General features: G+C 62.6%; 20 protein-coding genes. 7 read left to right on the plus strand and 13 right to left on the minus strand.

Features of this window, described 5'->3' with window-relative positions; translation table 11 throughout:
• The first annotated feature begins 56 nt into the window (after window positions 1–56).
• The 6 genes from RWK44_RS14390 to RWK44_RS14415 all read left to right on the plus strand — a co-directional run bounded on the left by RWK44_RS14390 (window position 57) and on the right by RWK44_RS14415 (window position 7,249).
• The gene (locus RWK44_RS14390; protein WP_168268060.1) at window positions 57–1,052 is read left to right on the plus strand and encodes a P1 family peptidase; all 996 of its coding nucleotides are present in this window, start codon (window positions 57–59) and stop codon (window positions 1,050–1,052) included.
• Between the two features lie 56 nt (window positions 1,053–1,108).
• On the plus strand, window positions 1,109–2,029 hold the full coding sequence (locus tag RWK44_RS14395; RefSeq protein ID WP_131666559.1) for a LysR family transcriptional regulator: 921 nt from the start codon (window positions 1,109–1,111) through the stop codon (window positions 2,027–2,029).
• Window positions 2,030–2,180: 151 nt separating this feature from the next.
• Window positions 2,181–3,710 carry an ABC transporter substrate-binding protein gene (locus RWK44_RS14400; RefSeq protein ID WP_206105945.1) on the plus strand — a complete coding sequence of 510 codons (1,530 nt, stop codon included), beginning with the start codon at window positions 2,181–2,183 and terminating at the stop codon, window positions 3,708–3,710.
• A gap of 296 nt (window positions 3,711–4,006) precedes the next feature.
• On the plus strand, window positions 4,007–4,954 hold the full coding sequence (locus RWK44_RS14405) for an ABC transporter permease (RefSeq protein WP_131666561.1): 948 nt from the start codon (window positions 4,007–4,009) through the stop codon (window positions 4,952–4,954).
• Between the two features lie 3 nt (window positions 4,955–4,957).
• Window positions 4,958–5,821 carry an ABC transporter permease gene (locus RWK44_RS14410; RefSeq protein WP_131666562.1) on the plus strand — a complete coding sequence of 288 codons (864 nt, stop codon included), beginning with the start codon at window positions 4,958–4,960 and terminating at the stop codon, window positions 5,819–5,821.
• A gap of 36 nt (window positions 5,822–5,857) precedes the next feature.
• A complete protein-coding gene (locus RWK44_RS14415) occupies window positions 5,858–7,249 on the plus strand; it encodes an amidase (RefSeq protein ID WP_131666563.1) in 1,392 nt (463 codons plus the stop codon).
• Here RWK44_RS14415 and RWK44_RS14420 read toward each other — a convergent pair whose 3' ends face one another.
• The 3 genes from RWK44_RS14420 to RWK44_RS14430 form a co-directional block, all read right to left on the minus strand.
• Window positions 7,250–8,107 carry a C40 family peptidase gene (locus tag RWK44_RS14420; RefSeq protein ID WP_131666564.1) on the minus strand — a complete coding sequence of 286 codons (858 nt, stop codon included), beginning with the start codon at window positions 8,105–8,107 and terminating at the stop codon, window positions 7,250–7,252.
• An 11-nt stretch (window positions 8,108–8,118) separates the two neighbouring features.
• On the minus strand, window positions 8,119–8,469 hold the full coding sequence (locus RWK44_RS14425) for a MarR family transcriptional regulator (RefSeq protein WP_131666565.1): 351 nt from the start codon (window positions 8,467–8,469) through the stop codon (window positions 8,119–8,121).
• Window positions 8,470–8,610: 141 nt separating this feature from the next.
• Window positions 8,611–10,002 (minus strand): leucyl aminopeptidase family protein, encoded by a 1,392-nt coding sequence (locus RWK44_RS14430; RefSeq protein ID WP_131640026.1) that lies wholly within the window; start codon window positions 10,000–10,002, stop codon window positions 8,611–8,613.
• 144 nt (window positions 10,003–10,146) lie between these two features.
• Between RWK44_RS14430 and RWK44_RS14435 the strand changes: the two genes are divergently transcribed.
• A complete protein-coding gene (locus tag RWK44_RS14435) occupies window positions 10,147–10,974 on the plus strand; it encodes a tetratricopeptide repeat protein (RefSeq protein WP_131666566.1) in 828 nt (275 codons plus the stop codon).
• 51 nt (window positions 10,975–11,025) lie between these two features.
• On the opposite strand, the gene RWK44_RS14440 is transcribed toward RWK44_RS14435, so the two are convergent.
• The 10 genes from RWK44_RS14440 to RWK44_RS14485 form a co-directional block, all read right to left on the minus strand.
• The gene (locus RWK44_RS14440; protein ID WP_316028979.1) at window positions 11,026–11,658 is read right to left on the minus strand and encodes a LysE family translocator; all 633 of its coding nucleotides are present in this window, start codon (window positions 11,656–11,658) and stop codon (window positions 11,026–11,028) included.
• A 199-nt stretch (window positions 11,659–11,857) separates the two neighbouring features.
• Window positions 11,858–12,844, minus strand: a complete 987-nt coding sequence (locus RWK44_RS14445) for a type II secretion system F family protein (protein WP_222269988.1) — start codon at window positions 12,842–12,844, stop codon at window positions 11,858–11,860.
• 15 nt (window positions 12,845–12,859) lie between these two features.
• On the minus strand, window positions 12,860–13,867 hold the full coding sequence (locus RWK44_RS14450) for a type II secretion system F family protein (protein ID WP_316028980.1): 1,008 nt from the start codon (window positions 13,865–13,867) through the stop codon (window positions 12,860–12,862).
• A gap of 5 nt (window positions 13,868–13,872) precedes the next feature.
• Window positions 13,873–15,348, minus strand: a complete 1,476-nt coding sequence (locus RWK44_RS14455; RefSeq protein ID WP_222269991.1) for a CpaF family protein — start codon at window positions 15,346–15,348, stop codon at window positions 13,873–13,875.
• A 132-nt stretch (window positions 15,349–15,480) separates the two neighbouring features.
• Window positions 15,481–16,758, minus strand: coding sequence for an AAA family ATPase (locus RWK44_RS14460; protein ID WP_316028981.1), 1,278 nt, complete (start codon window positions 16,756–16,758; stop codon window positions 15,481–15,483).
• 14 nt (window positions 16,759–16,772) lie between these two features.
• The gene (locus RWK44_RS14465; RefSeq protein ID WP_316028982.1) at window positions 16,773–17,525 is read right to left on the minus strand and encodes a CpaD family pilus assembly protein; all 753 of its coding nucleotides are present in this window, start codon (window positions 17,523–17,525) and stop codon (window positions 16,773–16,775) included.
• A complete protein-coding gene (locus RWK44_RS14470) occupies window positions 17,522–19,021 on the minus strand; it encodes a type II and III secretion system protein family protein (RefSeq protein WP_221962629.1) in 1,500 nt (499 codons plus the stop codon). The genes RWK44_RS14465 and RWK44_RS14470 overlap by 4 nt, the downstream gene beginning before the upstream one ends.
• 11 nt (window positions 19,022–19,032) lie before the next feature.
• The gene (gene cpaB / locus RWK44_RS14475) at window positions 19,033–19,848 is read right to left on the minus strand and encodes a Flp pilus assembly protein CpaB (RefSeq protein WP_221962632.1); all 816 of its coding nucleotides are present in this window, start codon (window positions 19,846–19,848) and stop codon (window positions 19,033–19,035) included.
• Between the two features lie 110 nt (window positions 19,849–19,958).
• Window positions 19,959–20,471, minus strand: a complete 513-nt coding sequence (locus RWK44_RS14480; RefSeq protein WP_221962634.1) for an A24 family peptidase — start codon at window positions 20,469–20,471, stop codon at window positions 19,959–19,961.
• Between the two features lie 99 nt (window positions 20,472–20,570).
• Entirely contained in the window at window positions 20,571–20,750 is a 180-nt protein-coding gene (locus RWK44_RS14485) for a Flp family type IVb pilin (RefSeq protein ID WP_017962804.1), read from the minus strand.
• Between the last annotated feature and the right edge of the window lie 53 nt (window positions 20,751–20,803).

A 20,803-nucleotide genomic window follows, 5' to 3' on the forward strand; every position in this document is an offset into this window, starting at 1 on the left:
TAAGGAATTATGCAGTACAGTCCTATCGGCAGCCTTTCCGTGATAAGGATCCGCCCGTGCCCGATCTTCTGAACCTCATCACCGACATCGAAGGCGTTTCCGTCGGCCATGCAACCGACCTTGCGCTCGGTTCCGGCGTCACGGTCATCGTCTTCGACGAACCGGCCGTCGCATCCGGCACGGTGCTCGGCGGTGCGCCCGGCGGGCGCGACACCGGCCTGCTCGATCCGTCGATGACCGTCAATGCCGTTGATGCCTTCGTGCTTTCCGGCGGCTCGGCCTTCGGGCTGGATGCCGCCGGCGGCGTGCAGGCGGGCCTGCGCGAACTCGGCCGCGGCTTTGCCGTCGGGTCGGTGCGCATTCCGATCGTGCCGCAGGCGATCCTGATGGACCTGCTGAACGGCGGCGACAAGGATTGGGGCCTTCACTCGCCCTATCGCGACATGGGTTATACGGCACTGCAGGCCGCGGCCAAGGGCACATTCGCGCTCGGCACGACAGGTGCCGGGACGGGAGCGACGACGGCCACCGTCAAGGGCGGGCTCGGCTCGGCCAGCGCCGTCAGCAGCGCCGGGCATCGTGTCGCAGCGATCGTCGCCGTCAATGCGCTCGGTTCGGCAACGATCGGCGACGGGCCGCATTTCTGGGCGGCACCCTTTGAAAAAGACGCGGAATTCGGCGGGCTCGGCATGCCTGATGTGGCCGACCACCGGATGCGGCTCAAGGGCATGAACACGCCGGCAACGACGATCGGCGCAGTGGTGACCGATGCGCAGCTGACAAAGACCGAGGCGCACCGGCTATCGCTTGCCGGCCATGACGGGTTTGCCAGGGCACTGCTGCCGGCGCACCTGCCGCTCGACGGCGATACCGTCTTTGCCGCTTCGACGGCCCAGCATCGAAGAGACGACATGGCAAGCCTGATGGAGCTGTGCCACCTTGCGACCCTCGTCATGGCGCGGGCAATCGCCCGAGGGGTCTACGCTGCGACCGCGCTGCCGGTCGAGGGCGCGCAAAAGGCCTGGCGCGACCGCTATGCGAGCAGCAGCTGATTGAATAGGGTCAGACTCTCTACAGATCCAATATGCCGAATGGCGGAGAGACGTGAATGCAGATCCGGGCGCTGATGTATTTCGACGAGCTGGTCAGGACCAATTCGATGCGCCAGGCGGCCGAGAACCTCAATGTCGCGCCGACGGCGATCAGCCGGCAGATCGAGAACCTCGAATATCATTTCGGCGCGCCGCTCGTCGAACGCAGCGCCCGCGGCGTCAAGCTGACGGCCGCCGGCGAGCTGCTTGCCGCCCGCGCCGGCCGGACGCTGCGCGAGCTCGATCATGTGCAGCAGTTGATCGAAGACCTCAAGGGCCTGCAGCGCGGCCGTGTCAGCATCTATGCCAATGGCGCCACCGTCGCCAATCTGTTGGCGCCGGCGCTTGCCGAATTCAGCCTGAAATATCCAAAACTGCGTTTTAACGTGACGATCACCAGCGCGCGGCAGGCGGTCGATGCCGTTAACAGCGCCGAGGCGGATATTGCGGTGACGCTGTTTGCGCCACCGATGTCCGGCACCAAGGTGCGGCTGCGCTCCGAGATCGCCTATGATCTCATTACCACGCCGCAGCATCCGGCGGCAGCACTTTCCGAGATCTCGCTGAGGACGCTTGCCGACTATGCATTGGCGCTGCCGGACCAATCCTTCGGCTTCCGCCAGGCCTTCGACGCGCTGTTCGAGAAGGAAGGGCTGAGCCTCGATCCCGTCTTCGTCACCAGCTCGCTCGAAATGCTGAAGGAACTGGTGCTCAGCGGGGCTGCCGCCACACTGCTACCGGCGCTGACCGTCCGCCGCGAGATCGAGGCGGGTCAGCTCCTTGCCATTCCGCTGGCCGGCAAAACCGGCATCCGCACCCATGTCGATCTCTGCGTCGCCCCGGATCGTCAACTATCCTTCGCCGCAACGAAACTGCTCGACTTCATCGAGAGGTTCATGCGCGAGCGCACGAACCGCCGGGCCGGTGTGAAAGACTGACGCTTCGAGCTTGTATCGCCCGCGGATTTACAGTGTAGCTTTTTCGGCTACACTGAGCACACAAAATCGTCATTGTGTGTGCACTAGCATAGTGTCACTCTATTCGCAAATAGGCCTTCGTCATCGACGCGCGGCCAGACAAGGGAACATGATGATTAAGCTTTCGTTTGCGCCTTCAGCGCGTTTCGCCCGGCGGCTTTCGCTCGGTGCCGCGCTTTCGGCCGGTCTGGTGATGACGGCGATGACGCCGGCGGAGGCGGCGAAGACCACCCTCAATCTCGGCATGAGCGTCGAGCCGACCGGTCTCGACCCCACGATCGCGGCACCCGTCGCAATCGGCCAGGTGACCTGGCAAAACGTGTTCGAGGGGCTGGTGACGATCGACCAGGCCGGTAAGATCCAGCCGCAGCTGGCGAAAAGCTGGGAGATCTCTCCCGATGGCCTGACCTATACGTTCAAGCTGCAGACCGGGGTCAAATTCCATGACGGCGAGGCCTTCGATGCCGCGAGCGCCAAGTTTTCGCTCGACCGCGCCCGCGGCGCGGACTCGGTCAATCCGCAGAAGCGTTTTTTCGCCTCGATCGCCTCGATCGATACGCCGGACGCCGAAACGCTGGTGCTGCATCTCTCGGCCCCGACCGGCAGCCTGATCTACTGGCTCGGCTGGCCAGCCTCGGTGATGGTCGCACCGAAGACCGCTGCCGACGACAAGACGACGCCTGTTGGCACCGGTCCCTTCAAATTCGTCAGCTGGGCGAAGGGCGACAAGGTCGAAATCGCCAGGAATGCCGATTACTGGAACAAGGATGCGGCCACCAAGCTCGACAAGGTGACCTTCCGCTTCATTGCCGATCCGCAGGCGCAGGCGGCTGCACTGAAATCCGGTGATCTCGATGCCTTTCCGGAATTTGCCGCACCCGAGCTGATGAGTTCTTTCGACGGCGATGCGAGGCTCGTCACCAGGATCGGCAATACCGAGCTCAAGGTCGTTGCCGGCATGAACACTGCCAAGAAGCCTTTCGACGACAAACGCGTCCGCCAGGCGCTGATGATGGCGATCGACCGCAAGACGGTAATCGACGGCGCATGGTCCGGCCTCGGCACACCGATCGGCAGCCACTACACGCCGAACGATCCGGGCTATCAGGACATGACAGGCGTGCTGCCCTACGACGTCGAGAAAGCGAAGGCGTTGCTTGCCGAAGCCGGCTACCCCAACGGTTTCACCTTCACGATCAAATCGCCGCAGATGGCCTATGCGCCGCGCAGCGCCCAGGTGATGCAGGCGATGTTTGCCGAGATCGGCGTAACGATGAATATCGAGCCGACCGAATTTCCGGCGAAGTGGGTTCAGGACGTCATGAAGGACCGCAACTTCGACATGACGATCGTTGCCCATGCCGAACCGCTCGACATCGACATCTATGCCCGCGATCCCTATTATTTCAATTATAAGAACCCTGCTTTCAACGCGCTGATGAAGAAGGTCCAGGAGACCGCCGATCCTGCCGCGCAGAATGCGATCTATGGCGAAGCGCAGAAGATCCTCGCCGAGGACGTGCCGGCGCTCTACCTCTTCGTCATGCCGAAGCTCGGCGTCTGGGACAAAAAACTGAAGGGCCTGTGGGAGAACGAGCCGATCCCTTCCAACGTGCTGTCTGGTGTTTCCTGGGACGAGTGAAGGTGGCAGGCTAGGCGGCGTACGATGAAGGTGATGGCCTTGGTGCCTGAAGCAGGACAGCCGGATTTGGTCGATTCACGCGAACCTCTCGCTCCCTCATTCCTGTGCCCTCAGGGCTTCGCCCGAGCGATGTCACAGGAATCCAGTGCGCCCAAGTCCTTGGGCGCGAGAGAACGACTTCATCGCATGAGAGTCTTTCACGGCGCCGACGCGCCGTGGCTGGATTCCTGTGACGAGCACAGGAATGACGGAGGAGAGGATGTGCCGCGTCCCATTGCGGCCGTGCTCAATCTGATATGATCCCACTCCTCGCCCGCCGCTTCACCGGTCTCATCGTCACGCTCGTCGTCGTCTCGCTGCTGATCTTCGCTGTCATGGACCTTCTGCCCGGCGATCCCGCCTCGATCATGCTCGGCACCTCGGCAACACCGGAAACCCTTGCAGCACTCCGTCACAGTCTCGGCCTCGACCAGCCGCTGCTGTTGCGTTACGGGCAATGGTTGGCCGGCGTGTTCTCCGGCGATCTCGGCAATTCGCTGACCTATGGCGTACCGGTCGCCGGGTTGATCGTCGAGCGGTTGGCGGTAACGCTGCCGCTGGCGCTGATGGCGATCGTGCTTTCGGTGGCGATTGCCCTACCGCTCGGCGTGCTGGCCGCTTCGCGCCGCGGCGGTGTCTTCGACGTCGTCGCGACGCTGTTTTCGCAGATCAGCATCGCCGTGCCCGCCTTCTGGGTGGCGCTGCTGTTGATCATCCTGTTTTCGACGATGCTCGGGCTGATGCCGGCCGGCGGTTTCCCGGGCTGGAGTGCCGGCCTCACGCCGGCATTGCAGGCGCTGATTATGCCCGCGGTCGCGCTGGCGATGCCGCAGGCGGGCGTGTTGACGCGGGTGGCGCGCTCGGCGGTGCTTGACACGATGCATGAGGATTTTGCCCGTACCGCGGTCGCCAAGGGGCTGTCACGCAGTGCGGTGCTGTGGCGTCATATCGTGCCGAATGCGCTGATCCCGATCCTGACGATGATCGGGTTGCAATTCACCTTTCTCGTCGCCGGCGCGGTACTGGTGGAAAACGTCTTCAACCTGCCTGGCCTCGGGCGGCTCGCCCTTCAGGCGCTCTCTCAGCGCGACATCATCGTCATGCAGGATGTCGTGCTATTCTTCGCAGGCCTGGTCATTGTGATGAATTTCATTGTCGATCTCTCCTACCTGGCGATCGATCCCAGGATGAGAAAGGCGGCCTGACGCATGGCACCGATCATGTCCACCGCCACCATCAGCCGCCGCCGGGTCTTTAGACTTAGCCGGCGAATGAACCTGATTTCGGGGGTCGTCATCATCGGCCTGCTGGTCGCCGTGGCACTGCTGTCGCTCGTCTGGACGCCGCTGCCGCCGGCGAAAATGCAGATCATCCATAAATTGCAGCCTCCGCTTGCCTTCGGCTTGCTCGGCACGGACCAGTTCGGCCGCGACGTGCTTTCGATGCTGATGGCGGGATGCTGGAATTCACTGTCGATCGCTATCACGGCGGTTGCGATCGGCGGGACGCTCGGCTCAATCGCCGGCATTTCGGCAGCGGCAATCCGCGGTCATTTCGAGGCGTTGCTGATGCGCATCTGCGACGTCATCTTCGCGCTGCCACCGATCCTGTCGGCCATGGTGCTCGGCGCCTTTCTCGGGCCAGGGCGGTTCACCGCGATCACCGCGATCGCCGTCTTCATGATCCCGGTCTTTGCCCGGGTGACGCTTGCGACCTCGCTGCAGGCCTGGAGCCGCGACTATGTGACGGCGGCGCGCGCCATCGGCAATACCCGCCTGACCATTTCGCTGCGCCATGTGCTGCCGAATATCATCAGCCAGATCATCGTGCACGGCGCGATCCAGCTGGGGCTGGCGATCCTCACCGAAGCGGGTCTCAGCTTCCTCGGGCTCGGCATGGCGCCGCCGGCGCCGACCTGGGGCCGGATGCTTGCCGATGCGCAAACCTATCTGGCGCTCGCCCCCTGGCTGGCGATCCTGCCCGGCCTTGCCATCGCGCTCACCGTCTTCGGCTTCAACATGCTCGGCGACGGTCTGCGCGATCTGCTCGACCCGCGCGAGGCAAGCCGCTGATGTTCTTCCAAGATGAAACGCCCGAAAGACCATGCCATGATCGAAACCGACCTTACCATTCGCGAACTCAGGCAGCACTTCGCCGATAAAAGCCTCTCCCCCCTCGAATACTGGCTCGCCCTCGAAGACCATATCGCCGCCTGGGAACCGTCGATTGCGGCGCTCTACCTCTACGATCGGGAATTGGCGCGCGCCCAGGCGAAAGCGTCGACGGAGCGCTGGGCGAAGGGAGAAACGCTGGGTGCCCTCGACGGCATCCCGGTGACGCTGAAAGAGCTCATCGCCACAAAGGGCCAGCCGGTGCCATCAGGCACGAGGGCAGTGGAACTCAAACCCGCGGACGCGGATGCACCGGCCGCCGGCCGTCTTCGGGAAGACGGCGCGGTGATCTTCGCCAAGACCACCTGCCCCGATTACGGCATGCTGTCCTCCGGCCTTTCGAGCTTTCATCCTCTCAGCCGCAATCCCTGGGACATCACGCAGAATCCCGGCGGATCGAGCGCTGGGGCTTCCGCAGCGGCGGCGGCCGGTTATGGACCACTGCATATCGGCACCGATATCGGCGGTTCGGTGCGCCTTCCCGCCGGCTGGACCGGCATCTTCGGCTTCAAACCGAGCCATGGGCGTGTTCCAGCCGATCCCTATTATGTCGGGCGCTGCGTCGGACCGATGGCGCGCACCGTCGAGGATGCGGCCTTTTCGATGGCGACGCTGTCACGGCCGGACTGGCGCGACGGCACCAGCCTGCCGCCGAACGATTTCAACTGGATGGATCTCGATATCGACCTGTCAGGCATGAAGATCGGGCTGATGCTCGATGCCGGCTGCGGGCTTGCGGTGGACGATGAGATCAGGGCCGCGGTCGAAACGGCGGCGAAACAGTTCGAGGCGGCCGGCGCGACCATTCTATCGGTCCAGCCGGTGCTGACACGCGCGATGCTGGATGGGCTCGACAATTTCTGGCGGTCCCGGCTGTGGGGCGATATCGCCGATCTCGACGATAACAGGCGCGACAGCATCCTGCCCTATATCAGGGATTGGGCGAAGGGCGGCGCCGACATCCGCGGCGTCGATGCGGTCAGAGGCTTCAACCAGACGATCGAGATGCGCAAGAGCTGCGGACGGCTGTTTACCGAGATCGACGCCCTGCTTTCGCCGACCAATCCGATCATCTCCTATCCGGCCGAATGGGCATCTCCGACCAACGATCCGGCCCTGCCGTTCGAACATATCGGTTTCACGGTGCCGTGGAACATGTCGGAGCAGCCGGCCGCCTCGATCAACTGCGGTTTCTCCCGCTCGGGCATGCCGATAGGGTTGCAGATCGTCGGGCCGCGCTTCGACGACATGCGGGTACTGAGACTGTCGAAAGCCTTCGAGGACTGGACGGGCGGAGTGAGATCCTGGCCGCAGCCTCCGATCGGCTGATCAGCTGATCGGGCGGCGATAGCCGGTGGGTTGCTCGTAGAGCCAGCCGATGCGCTCGACCGCGGCCTCGAAATTCTCGCGCGCCACCGTCATGCTATGGCCGTTGGCGTGCAGAATGGTTTCCGGATCTTCGAAGACGGCGACATGACCCTTCCAGAATACCAGGTCGCCACGGCGGATTTCGGATCGGTCGATCGGCTGGCCGAGGCCTGCCGCCTGCATGTCGGTATCGCGCGGCGCAGCTCTGCCCGTCATCAGCATCGCCAGCTGGACGAGGCCGGAGCAATCGATGCCGAGGCCGGAACGTCCGCCCCAGAGATAGGGCGTTTCGAGGAAACGGGCGACGACCTCCACGTAATCGGCGCCGCCGAGAGCGCCGATCGGCTGGACATGCTTGGCGAAGATCGCCGTTCCGTCCTCGAGCACGACATAGCGATTGCCGCGCGCTTCCGCCTCGCCGGCTACATGAACGCGACTTCCCATCGACAGGATCGCCTGGTGGGGCTTGCGCAGTTCCGGTTCGGGATAGAGGAAGCTGCGCTGGACGGTGACGATATGGGTGGGCGCCGGCCGGCCTTCCAAGAGCGCGTCCGCCGCGATATAACCGACATAGCCGTCCGAGGCGGCTTTCACCCAGCACCAGCCACCGGCACGATCGAAAACCGTCACGTCCTCGCCGAGAAGCATTTCGGTATCGATGCCGCGGGCAAGGTCCGGTTCGGGACGCAAGGCCACGACCGGGACGGCGACGCGGGCCGGGGCGCCTTCCGTAAAACGCGACGCCTCGACCTTGCCTTCGAGCGCCGCTTCCGCGAGATCAGACCTATAGGCATGCAGGCGGCGGTCGAGCATCGTCATTCGCATTCCTTTCAGATCGGCAACCGGCGGGCCTGCTCTCGGATGAGATCGCCGACCTTTTCCAGATAAAGCGCACCGCCGACAGTGCGCTTGATGATCACATTGCGCCGGTCGGCATCGTCGCGCACACGATCAACCAGGCCCATCTCGCCCATCGTATCCAAGGCACGGGTAATGACCGGCTTGGTGACTTCAAGCGTGGCGGCAAGCCCGCGCACGGTGTGCGGCGGCGGCACCAGATAAATATGCAGCAGGATCGCCATCTGGCGCAACGTCAAATCGCGGTCGTCGTGGCGGACCTGATCGAGCGCCACGCCATGCCAGAGCCCCAGCGCCTGCGAGGCGGTCAGTTCGATCGGCACGGCCCCTCCGGAAGATCGTTACGCTAACGTTCCATTTTCCGGCAGTTGCCACGTACATGCAAGGGGCGGCAGAAATTGCCGCCCGGCAAGGTGAATAAAATTTTAACGATCGGCAGCGAGGCGACGCGCCTTAACATGGCGTCAGCGCAGGCTCTCGCGGATATGGTGAAAGAGCGCGCGGATCGCCTGAGCTTCGCCACCGCCCGGCGAATGCGGCCGTTCGGACGGAGCCCAGCCGAAAATATCGAAATGCACCCAGCTCTTCGCCTTGCTGACAAAACGCTTGAGGAAGAGGGCCGCAGTGATCGCACCCGCCATGCCGCCGGCCGGCGCATTGGTGAGGTCGGCGAATTTGGTGCGGATATCCTTTTCGTAGCCGGAATAGAGTGGCAGGCGCCAGAGCGGATCGTCGGTTTCCAGGCTCGCTTCGGTCAGGTCATGCGCCAGATTGGCGTCATCGGTGAAGAAAGGCGGAAGATCCGGACCAAGCGCAACGCGGGCGGCGCCGGTTAGCGTCGCCATGTCGATCAGCAGCTCGGGCTCTTCCTCGTCGGCATAGGCAAGCGCATCGGCAAGGATCAAACGGCCTTCGGCGTCGGTATTGTCGATCTGGACGGTCAGGCCCTTGCGGCTCCGGTAGATGTCGCCGGGCCGGAAGGCATTGGACGAGATCGCGTTTTCGACGACCGGAACGATAACGCGCAGGTCGACCTTCAGCTTGGCGTCCATGATCATCAAGGCAAGTCCCATGACATTCGCGGCGCCGCCCATGTCCTTCTTCATCAGCAGCATGGAGGCGGCAGGCTTGATGTCGAGACCGCCGGTATCGAAGCAGACGCCCTTGCCGACAAGCGTCACCTTGCGATGGCCCTTCTTGCCCCAGCGCAGCTCGAGAAGGCGCGGCGCATCGGCGCTGGCGCGGCCGACGGTATGGACCAGCGGGAAATTCTGTTTGAGCAGGTCGTCGCCCGTAATAACCGATAGCTCCGCCTTGTAATGCCCCGCCAAGCCGCGGAAAACAGCCTCGAGCTGGTTCGGACCCATGTCGTTCGTCGGCGTATTGATGAGGTCGCGGGCGAGAAAGACGCCGGCGAGCTGGCGCTTGATGTCGGCGGCGTCGGCATCGCGAGGGATCATCAGCGTGGCCGCCGGCGATTTTTCGGATTTGTAACGGTCGAAACGGTAGCTGCCGAGGCCAAAGCCGAGGGCCAGGCGATTTGCCGTCAGCGGCGCGGTCTCGATGTGCCAGTCGCCGGCCGGCAGCGCACGGGCGAGCCTGCCGGTGATGTAAGGCTGTTCGGATGGATTGGTGCCGAGGCCGTAAAGCGCGCCGCCGAGATGGCCTTCGGCCGTCGGAATCAGCAGCAGCGACCCGCTTTCAGCCTTGTAGCCTGCCCTGCGCGCCCATTCGAGCGCGATCGGATCGATCGTGCCGGTCTCGATATGGGCAGGCGTGACGGCAAAGATCGGCAGCGTCGAACCGCCCTTCGTGTTGAAAGAGGTTGGTCTCTCGATGAACTGATAGGGGGCCATGATTGTCCTTCGGCGGTCGCAAGGAATCGTTCCTTAACGGTCTGTTAGGGTTAACAGACTATTGCTGGAGCGAAGATTACGCGTCAAACCTTTCCCTGTTCCGCTTCGAGGTCAGGCGCCGATTTCGGAATCCAGGAACGCGTCATGCCTGCCTCGCTCACCACCACATTCACCAATCGTATCCTGCAGGGCGCTGCGGCATCGCTGCTCGTCTTGGCACTTGCCGGTTGCTCGACGACCAAGGACCGGATGACAACGGGCTCGGTGCCGAAACTCACCAAGCCGGTCGAAGAGATGGACGCGACCGAGCTGCGCTCGGCGACAGACCGGCTCGGCCAGGCCTATGAAAAGAACCCGCGCGATCCCGTCACCGGCGTCAGCTACGCCAATCTGCTGCGCATGAACGGCCGCGACACGCAGGCGCTCGCCGTCATGCAGCAGGTGGCGATCGCCAATCCCGGCGACCGCAACGTGCTGGCCGCCTACGGCAAGGCACAGGCGGCGGCCGGCCAGTTCCAGCAGGCGCTCGACACGATCGGCCGCGCCCAGACGCCGGATCGTCCGGACTGGAAGCTGATCTCGGCCCAAGGCGCGATCCTCGACCAGATGGGCCGGCCAAGCGATGCCCGGCAGCGCTACCGTGACGCGCTCGACATCCAGCCGAACGAGCCCTCCATCCTTTCCAACCTCGGCATGTCCTATGTGCTGACCGGCGATCTGCGCACGGCCGAAACCTATCTGCGCTCCGCCGCCAGCCAGCCGACCGCCGACAGCCGCGTCAGGCAGAACCTTGCCCTCGTCGTCGGTCTGCAGGGGCGTTTCCCGGAAGCCGAGCAGATCGCCCGGCGCGAACTTTCGCCGCAGCAGGCCGATGCCAATGTCGCCTATCTCAGAGGCATGCTCTCGCAGCCAAATTCCTGGCAGAAACTCGCCGCCAAGGATAAGGCGCCGAGTGACACCAATACCAACTGATCGGATCGCCTCCGAGCTTGAGAGCGGCCGAAGCCCAACTCGAGCGCCACCCTATCGATCACTTACGCCCGCGAGAATGAGCCGGAGGCCGAGGCCGGCCATGACCGCACCCGCGGTGCGGTCGATCCAGCTCTTGGTGGCAAGATAGAGCCGCCGCGGGTGGCGGGCCGAAAAGGCGAAGGCGACGATCGAATACCACCCCGCCTCCACGGCAAAGACGCCGAGCGGCAGCGCGAAAATCAGATCGAGCGGTACCGTCCTCGGCAGAAGTGCCGCAAAGAGGCTGGCATAGACAATGATGGTTTTCGGGTTGCTGAGCTGGGTCAGCAGCGCAGTCACGAAGCTCAATCTCAGCGCTCGGTTGCCGTTGACGGCGTCAGAGACTTCGAGCGGCTGACCGGCGCTCCTCCAGATATTGACGGCGATATAGACGAGATAGGCGCCGCCCGCGACCTTTAGCAAGACATAGAGCCATTCGAACTGAGACAGCAGCGCCGTCAGCCCGGCAAGCGCCAGCACGGCAAAAACGACACCGCCGGCGCCCATGCCGAGTGCGGCCGCAAGGCCATCCAGCCTCGAACGCGAGATAGCGATCCTGGAGACGACGACGAAGCTCGGGCCGGGGCTCATCGCGCCGACCGCCAGGGCTGCCATGATGCTGATGAAAATGCCGGCAGAAGACATCGGAAACCTCTCTCTTGGATTGAACGCGCGCCAGGGGCACTGTGGCTGCATCCGCGCGCTTGCCAATGGTCATCTATCCCGTTTACCAGCTATGCCGGTGGCGGTCACGCGTGTTTGAAGGCCGCGAACGGCCGAAGGCCTTTGAGGCAACGTCGCCTTCAGCCGAAAGCGGCATCCGCTTTCCGGGCCGGCGCAACCGTCAGAACTTGTCTGCCACCTGAATCCCGGCCGGACCGAGAATGACGGCGATCAGCACCGGCAGGAAGAACAGGATCATCGGCACCGTCAGTTTCGGCGGCAGGGCGGATGCCTTCTTTTCCGCCTCGTTCATGCGTTCGTCGCGCCCTTCCTGGGCGAGAACGCGCAGCGCCTGCGCGATCGGCGTGCCGTAGCGATCGGCCTGGACCAGCGCCTGAGTCACCGAACGCACCAGCTCGATCTGGGTGCGCGTGGCAAGATTTTCGAGCGCCACGCGGCGGTCCGGCAGGAAGGAGAGCTCGGCCGTGGTCAGCACCATCTCCTCGGCGAGCGCCGGCGACTGCTCACCGAGCTCTTCCGACACACGACGCATCGCAGCCTCGATCGAGATGCCGGATTCGACGCAGATCAGCATCAGGTCCAGTGCATCCGGCCAGGCGCGCTTGATCGAGTGCTGGCGCTTGCCCATGCGGTTCGAGATATAGATATTTGGTGCGTAGAAGCCGAGATAACCGACGCCGATGACGGCGAAGAGGCGGATGGCCATGCCCCTTTCGGCGAGATTGCCGAGGCCGAAGACCCAGAAGGCAGCAAGCGCCAGAAAAAGGAAAGGCAGCAGGAAACGCGCCACGAGGAAGCTATTCAGCGCATTCTCCGAACGAAACCCGGCGGCGCGCAGCTTGTTGACCGTATTGTCGTCGACGAGCGCCTTACGCAGGTTGAAACGCTCGACGATCTGGCGGACCGAGCGGTTGTTCTGGCTCCTGAGCGAAGCCTTGCCGGCGCCGGTTTCCGCGTTCATGCGCGCGCGCTCGCGGGCGCGGATCTGCTCGCGCTCGGTCGAAACGGCCTTCATGCGCTTTGTGAGATCGCCGCGCTCGAAGAAGGGAACAGCGATCGTATAAAAAGTAGCGAAGACGGCGATCGCCACGAAAAGTGCGATCAGCATGCTCGGATTGGTGAGCGTTGTGGCAAGGTCCTGCGACATGGTGCGTCCTTCCGGCTAGATATCAAAACTGACCATTTTGCGCATGACGAAAATGCCGATCGACATCCAGATTGCCGAGAGACCCATGATGAAATGGCCACGCGGATCGGTGAAAAGGATCATCATGTAGCCCGGCGAGGTGAGGTAGACGAGGGTCGCGACGATGAAGGGCAGAGCGCCTATGATGTAGGCCGACGCCTTGGCTTCCATCGAGAGCGCGGTAACCTTGGCCTTCATCTTCCTGCGATCACGCAGGACCTTGGAGAGGTTGCCGATCGCTTCCGAGAGATTGCCGCCGGCCTGCGACTGGATGGCGATCACGATGGCGAAGAAATTGACTTCCTGAAGCGGCATGTGGATCGTCATGCGGGCGCAGGCATCGGAAATGCTGAGACCCACCTGCTGCGCTTCGATGACCCGCCGGAACTCGCTCTTGACCGGCTCGGTACCCTCGGTTGCGATAAGACGTATCGCATCGTTGAGTGGCAAGCCCGATTTGATCGAGCGGATGATGACGTCAAGTGCATTGGGGAGCTCGTTGAGAAACTTGTTCTGGCGGCGCTTGATCAGGAATCCGATGACCCAGCGCGGCAGGCCGAGACCGGCGACGACGGCGATACCGACCATGACCATCCACGATGCGCCGACGACCAAGGCGACAAGCAGCAGCACGGAGGCGAAGACAGCGCTGATGAGATAGAATTTCGCCGCCGTGATCGTCAAGCCGGCCTGCAACAGCCGCGATTTCATCGACACGGTTTTCTTGGTCTTTTCGTGCTGGCGCTTTTCCAGATCCTTCAGATTGTCCTGTACCGATTTACGGCGCTTCGACAGCTCCTGCACGCGGTCACGGGCGGCCTTGACCTTGACCCGGTCGCTTTCGGCAGATTTGACGCGATTGATGCGGCTTGCCGATTTCTTGTCGGCTTCGATCTTCGAAAACAACAGGGCATAGGCGACCGCCGCCGCGGAGACGGCGGCGAGGACGACGATTGCCAACACTATCGGATCGAACCCGAACATCTCACCTAATCCTTCGTTTTCGCTTCCATCGCGTCGAGGGCGGCGGCAAGACGCTTTTCCTCGTTGAAGTAGCGGGCGCGATCCCAGAAATGCGGCTTACCCACGCCGGTCGACATGTGCCGGCCGATCAGGCGGCCGTTCGCATCCTCGCCTTCGATCTCGTAGCGCATCAGATCCTGGGTGATGATGACGTCGCCTTCCATGCCGATCACCTCGGTGATCTGGGTGATGCGGCGCGAACCGTCACGAAGACGCGCCGCCTGAATGACGACATCGACCGAGCTGGAAATGATCTCGCGGACCGTCTTTGCCGGCAGGGTAAAGCCGCCCATGGCGATCATCGATTCGATACGGCTCAGGCATTCGCGCGGCGTGTTGGCGTGGATCGTGCCCATCGAACCGTCGTGACCGGTGTTCATCGCCTGCAGCAGGTCGAAAACCTCCGGTCCGCGCACTTCGCCGACGATGATGCGCTCGGGACGCATGCGCAGGCAGTTCTTGACAAGATCGCGCATGGTGATCTCGCCCTCGCCTTCGATATTCGGCGGGCGCGTTTCGAGACGAACGACATGCGGCTGCTGCAGCTGCAGTTCGGCGGTATCCTCGCAGGTGATGACGCGTTCGTCCCTGTCAATATAGTTGGTGAGGCAGTTCAGAAGCGTGGTTTTGCCCGAGCCGGTGCCGCCTGAAATGACAACATTGCAGCGCACGCGCCCGATGATCTGCAGCACGGTTGCGCCTTCCGGCGTGATCGCACCAAAACGGACGAGCTGATCGAGCGTCAGCTTGTCCTTCTTGAACTTGCGGATGGTGAGCGCCGGCCCGTCGATCGACAGCGGCGGCGCGATGACGTTGACGCGCGAACCGTCCGGCAGGCGGGCGTCGCAGATCGGGCTCGATTCGTCGACGCGGCGGCCGACCTGGCTGACGATGCGCTGGCAGATCGAGAGAAGCTGTGCATTGTCGCGGAAGCGGATCTCGGATTCGATCGTCTTGCCGCCGACTTCGATGAAAGTCTGGCCGGCGCCGTTGACCATGATGTCGGCGATGTCGTCGCGCGCCAGCAACGGCTCCAGCGGGCCATAGCCGAGGACGTCGTTGCAGATGTCCTCGAGCAGTTCTTCCTGCTCGGAGATTGACATCGCAAAGTTCTTGATGGTGATGATGTCGTTGACGATGTCGCGGATTTCCTCGCGGGCGCTTTCGCCGTCGAGCTTGGAGAGCTGCGAGAGATCGATCGTGTCGATCAGCGCGGAAAAGACCTGCGCCTTGGTGTCGTAATATTCATCGGTGCGGGCCGGGCGCTTGCGCTGCGGCGTCTGCATCGGCGGTGGCGTCACCTGCTGGCGTGCCGACTCGCGCGGGGGTTCGACCAGAATGGAGGGGGAAGAGGCCGCAGGGGCGGCGGCCGGAACCGGCGGCGGCGGAGCAATCGCCCCTCCCACCTTTCCGGAACCTTCGTTTCCGCGTTTTCCAAACATGCCACTCGATCCAATCTGCTCGTTCTAGAGCATTTCCCGATCTCTCCGAGTCAAGGAAATGCACTATCTTTTTGTTTTCACGCAATTCCGGACGCAAAACCGCTGCACAGTTTTGCTGGAATTGCTCATCGTCTACTTGCGCTTCAGGAGGCCCAGCAGGCCGCCCTTCTTCGCCTTCCTGATCGCGACACGGCCGGTGACGATATGCGATATCTGCGAAAAGGTTTCCGCCGTCGGCGACTTCGGGTCGACTTCGGAAATCATCCGGCCGCTGTTGGCGGCGTTGCCGAAAAGACTGATGTCGAAGGGAATGATCGCGATCGGATCGATCTCCAGCGGTTCACAGAAATCCGACGGCGAAATCTCCGGCCGTTTCGGCATGCCGACCTGATTGAGGATGAGATGCGGCGGCCGGTCGTTCGGCCGCATCTTGCGTAGCGCGTCCAGCATGTTCTTGGCGTTGCGCAGATTGGCGAGATCGGGAACCGCTGCGATGACCACCTCGTCGACGCTCGACAGCACAGAGCGCGTCCATTCCGACCATGCATGCGGAACATCGAGCACGGTGACGGGCGCGCTGCGCTGCAGAACGTCGAGCACCGGCTGGAAGGCCTGGCCGTCGAAATCATAGGCACGGTCGAGCAGCGAGGGTGCGGCAAGCAGCGACAGATGCTCGGAGCATTTCGTCAGCAGGCGGTCGAGGAAGACCTCGTCGAGACGATCGGGTGCGAAGACCGCTTCGGCGATGCCCTGGGCGGGATCCTGGTCGAAGTCGATGTTCGCCGTGCCATAGGGCAGGTCGAGATCGGCGAGGATCGTCTCGGTGGAGAAGAGATTGGAAATACCGAAGGCGCAATTGTGCGCGATGGTCGAAGCGCCGGTGCCGCCCTTCGATCCGATGAAGGCGATGCTGCGGCCGAGCGGCTCGGAGTCCGGATCGACAAAGATCGAGGCCATCGCCGTAAGGATATCGGGCATGGCGACGGGTTGGACCATATATTCGGAAATGCCGTTGCGGATGAGCTCGCGATAAAGCCCGATATCGTTGTAATAGCCGATAATGACGACCTTGGTCGTCGGATCGCAGACGGCGGCGAGCGGCGCGAGTTCGCCGAGCAAGTTCGCGGCATTCGCCTTGGTCTCGAGGATGATGAGGTTCGGCGTCGGGGCACCGGAAAACATATTGGCGGCAGCGGCGATGCCGCCGCTGGTGATGCGCATGCTGACTTTCGCGACGCGCCGATCATTGGCGCAGCGTTCCATGACATGCTGCAGGGCCTCGCTCTCGCAGAAGGCATGCACGGAGATGCGCGGCAGCGGCCGCATGCTTTCCAGATCCGCCATGCGCACCGCCTCCTCGGCATTGCGAAGCTCGCTGGGATTCCTGATTTCGTATTCGATCGCGCTCATCGTTCCGTTCCGCCTCAGAATCCGCTGTCGCCAGCATCTTCGATCGTCGTCGTCGTCGTCCGGTATTCCTGGATCGCATTGTTGCGCCGCTGTGCATCGATCGGGGTCATGCCGCGGGGCGCCACCAGATCCTCCGGATTGGCGATCTGGGCGGCAAGGTTGTTCTGCGAGGCGCAGCCGAAATTATAGTAGTTCTGGTTGGTCAAATCGTTCGATATGTCCTTCGGCCATTGACCGCATTGCGTAGTGACCGCGGTGGTGCCGGTAAAGCTCAGCCGGATCGGCGCCGCATCGCCAGGACCGACCGCGGCATAGGAGGTGTTGACGATTTTCGAGCTTGCGATCCCCCTCGATGTCAGCTCGGCACGGACCTGATTGCGCAGCTGATAGGCTGCCGCCGAATTGGGCGAGCCTTGTGGCGACAGCACGTAAACCGGCCCCGAGGCGCGCGAGATGTAGTTTGCGGCAAAGCCGCGGATGAGGTCGCGCTGAGCGATGGTCAGGCGGCGATCGGTGGAGGCGACGGGTATATCCACCGTCTGCTCCGCCTCCGTGACGACGATCGGGTGGCGGGCGCGGTAATCGTCCGGAATGCCGCCGGTCGTCAGTTGGTCATGCGGGCCAGCGCATCCGGAAAGTATCGCCACCGACATGGCGAGTGTGGCAAAAAGCGCCTTCGAGATTCCGAGGCGAGGTGTCGTCGCATTCATATGGGCCATCGCCTGATCTCTGTTTTCTGCCATCGCTGCCGCTCGCGCCCCGCTCATTTGTAGATGAACCCGATCGAGCCGTGGAACTGCGCATCGGCGACGGGCGCCTCGCGGCGGCCATAGACTTTGTTGACACGGTTGAGGAAGAAGGTTGCACCGTCATTCTCAGGGCTGAAATTGTCGTCCGGCCGGTTGAGCTGGTTACGCGCCACCGGGCGCACCAGATAGGGCGTTGCGATGATGACGAGCTCGGTTTCCTGGCGCTCGAACCCCTTCTGGCGGAAGAGCGTCCCGAGCAGCGGGATCTTCGAAACGCCGGGTGTGCCGCCCATCGTCTGGGAAACATTGTCGCGGATCAGGCCGGCGAGCGCGATCGAACCGCCCGAGGGCAGCTCCACCGAGGTCTCCGCCGAACGGCGCTGATAGGTGGCGTTGCCGCTGCCGGCTACCGGTTCGGAGACATTGGTCTTGATCTGCAGGCTGATGCGTCCCGATGACAGCACGACCGGCTTGAAGGCGAGGTTGATACCGTAGTTGAACGGTACGACGGTGACGTTGCCGTCGCTGTCGGTCGTCGAATAAAGCTGCTGGCCACCGGAATTGAAGGTCGCGGCCTGACCCGATATCGCCGTCAGCGTCGGTTCGGCGAGCGTCTTGACGACCTTGGCCTGTTCCAGCGCGTTGAGGTAGGTCGAAATGTCGTATTTGCCGATCGAGCTCTTGAACAGCGCCGCCAGGCCGCCGCCGACCGTCGCCGTCGCGCTGTCGGCGCCCGGACTGCCGAGCTGGGCAACCGTCATGCCGGAGGAATTGGAAACCAGATTGTCGAAGCCGAGCTGCTTCAGCACCTCGCGGCGGACCTCGGCGATCGTTACCTTGAGGGTGACCTGATCCTCGCCCTCGATCTGCAGGAGGTTGACAACCTGTGAGGTCTGGCGACCTTCGGCAAAGAGCGCCACCGAGCTGTCGCCGCCGGTGCCGGATGCCGTTTCGGTTCTGGTCGTCGCCTCACCGCCCTTCAGGAAGACCTGCGCCAGATCGGCCGCCTGCGTGGCATCCTGTGGCGTTCGCACCGTACCGGTCAGCACGATGTTGTCGGAGACGATTTCGACGTTGATGTTGGAGTCGGGAATGAAGCGACGGAGATTGACTTCGAGGCCGGAGACGTCGCGCTCGATCTCGATGTCGAGATTGACGATCTCCTGTCCACCGGCGCCGAAGACGAAGATATTCGTCTGGCCAACCTTCTTGCCGAACAGGTAGATGCGCCGCGAGGTGCGGGTCACGGCATCGGCCATGGTCGGATCGGAGACGAGGATATCATGCGCATCCTCCGGCAGATCAACGACGACGGCCTTGTTGAGACCGATCTTCAGCCGGCGATGGGCATTGGAGCCGGTCTGCGAGATCCGAACCAGGCTATCGGAGTCGGCACGCGCCTCGCCCGCTGCGAAAAGTGGGGCGAAAGAGGCCGGCACTATACCAGAGAGGCCGACTGCCAGCGAAAGGCAGCCTGTCAGGAGAGGTCCGGCGCGCCGCGTTGAATTGCCCATTTGCACGTCCCTTACTCCGCCTTCGGCGCGGCGCCGGCATCCGTGACGATGGCGCCCGATTTGATGACCTGGATGATCGCACTGCCGTTGTCGCCGCTCAGCAGATAGTCGGCGGCGCTGGTATCCTGCTCCTGCGCATCGGCGACCGAGCGCAGCGCGAGCGACAGCCGGTCCGCCATCTGCTGGGCGACGGCAAGAACCTTCGTTTGATCGGGCGTGAGTTCGAGCGTCGCGGTCGTGCCGACCACCGATTTCGAGCCGTCGTCCTTTTCCTGGATCTGCTGGTCGATGGCGAGGACGCGGACATTGCTCAGCACGGTTTCGGTGATGAGCTTGTCGGCCTCGGCGCCCTTGCGGACCATGATGACGTCGACGCGGTCATTCGGCAGGATGAAGCCGCCGGCACCGGTTGCCACCGATATTTCGGTCGCGACGGCGCGCTTGCCGGCCGGCAACAGGGAGGAAAGGATGCGGCTGCTGGAATCGGCGATCTTTTCCGGCCGGATCGGTTCGCCTTCGAAGATCGGCAGACGCACGACGGCGCCCTGCAGATCCTTGATCGCATCCGGCCTATCGGCTTCGGTGATGAAGCCTGGGACGACGCCGCCCTGCGGCCAGGCCATCCAGTGCACCAACTTGTCGTCCAGCCTTGCGCCGACCGGCAGATTGGCGCTCGAGACGAGGATGTTGACGGTGGGTTCCTTCTCGATGACCGACTGGACCTGGGTAACGACACCGCCACTGCCCGCCATGCGCATTGCCAGGAGGCCGGCAAGGCCGGCTGCCGCCACGGCGACAGCTAGGATTATAAGGCGGGCCGGTTTCATCGATCATTCCTCAGGGCACGATATGTTCGCCCTGTAGAATGCTCAGCAATTGGTATAATTATGGTTAATAGAATGCTTACATTTTAAGTTAACGGGCATTTAAAATGCCGTTATTTCAGGCTTTCCAGCGCGGCGAGGAAGAGCGGCGAGGAAGGGAAGGCCATGAAACCGCCGATCGCGATCGCGATACCGTAAGGAACCTTCTTGGCAAGCAGCAGCGAATTGGGGATGGGAAGGCCGATGGCCAATATCGTATTTGACTGTGACCGGATCAACAGGATCGCCAACGTGACCAAGCCGCCGATGGCACTGACATAGGCCAGAAAAGTCAGCAGAGCAGGCTCGCAACCGAACCAGAGCGCAGCCGCGCTCAACAGTTTCGCATCTCCACCGCCCATCACATTGAGCGCAAACATGGCAAAGCAAATGCCGAACACCATGGCGGCGCCCAGCGCATGCATTCCGATTGCCGGAAGAGCCACTCCACTCAATGGCGCCAACACGGCGAATGAAATCACCATGATCAACGATACCCTGTTCGGGATCGTCATCGTCAACAGATCGGATATGGCCGCAAAAGCAAGGCAGAGCGGAAAAATCAGAAGGATTGCGGCTACGATCATCTTCTCACCTGCCTCAAATTCTCATCTGCCCAATACAAATAGGCTCACGGCATTTCGCTCGTGAGCCCGATCTTCTAGACAGAGCTGCGCTCTGGCAGATTAGGGGGTGACAGCGTCGTCCAGCTTGTTACCCAGCGTGGTGAAGGTGCTGTTGAGCTTGCCACCGAGCGTGGTTGCGCCAGTCACGAGCGCTACGGAAATGAGGGCGGCGATCAGGCCGTATTCGATTGCGGTCGCGCCGGATTCGTCCTTCAGAAAACGGCTAAAAAGCTTGGTCATGGTAACTCCTAACTCCAGTTGATGTTCAGCACGTCCGCCAACTGTTTGCCGTT

Origin of the sequence: Rhizobium sp. 25PS6 (genome assembly GCF_032464655.1) — a bacterium.
Lineage (GTDB): Bacteria > Pseudomonadota > Alphaproteobacteria > Rhizobiales > Rhizobiaceae > Rhizobium > Rhizobium laguerreae.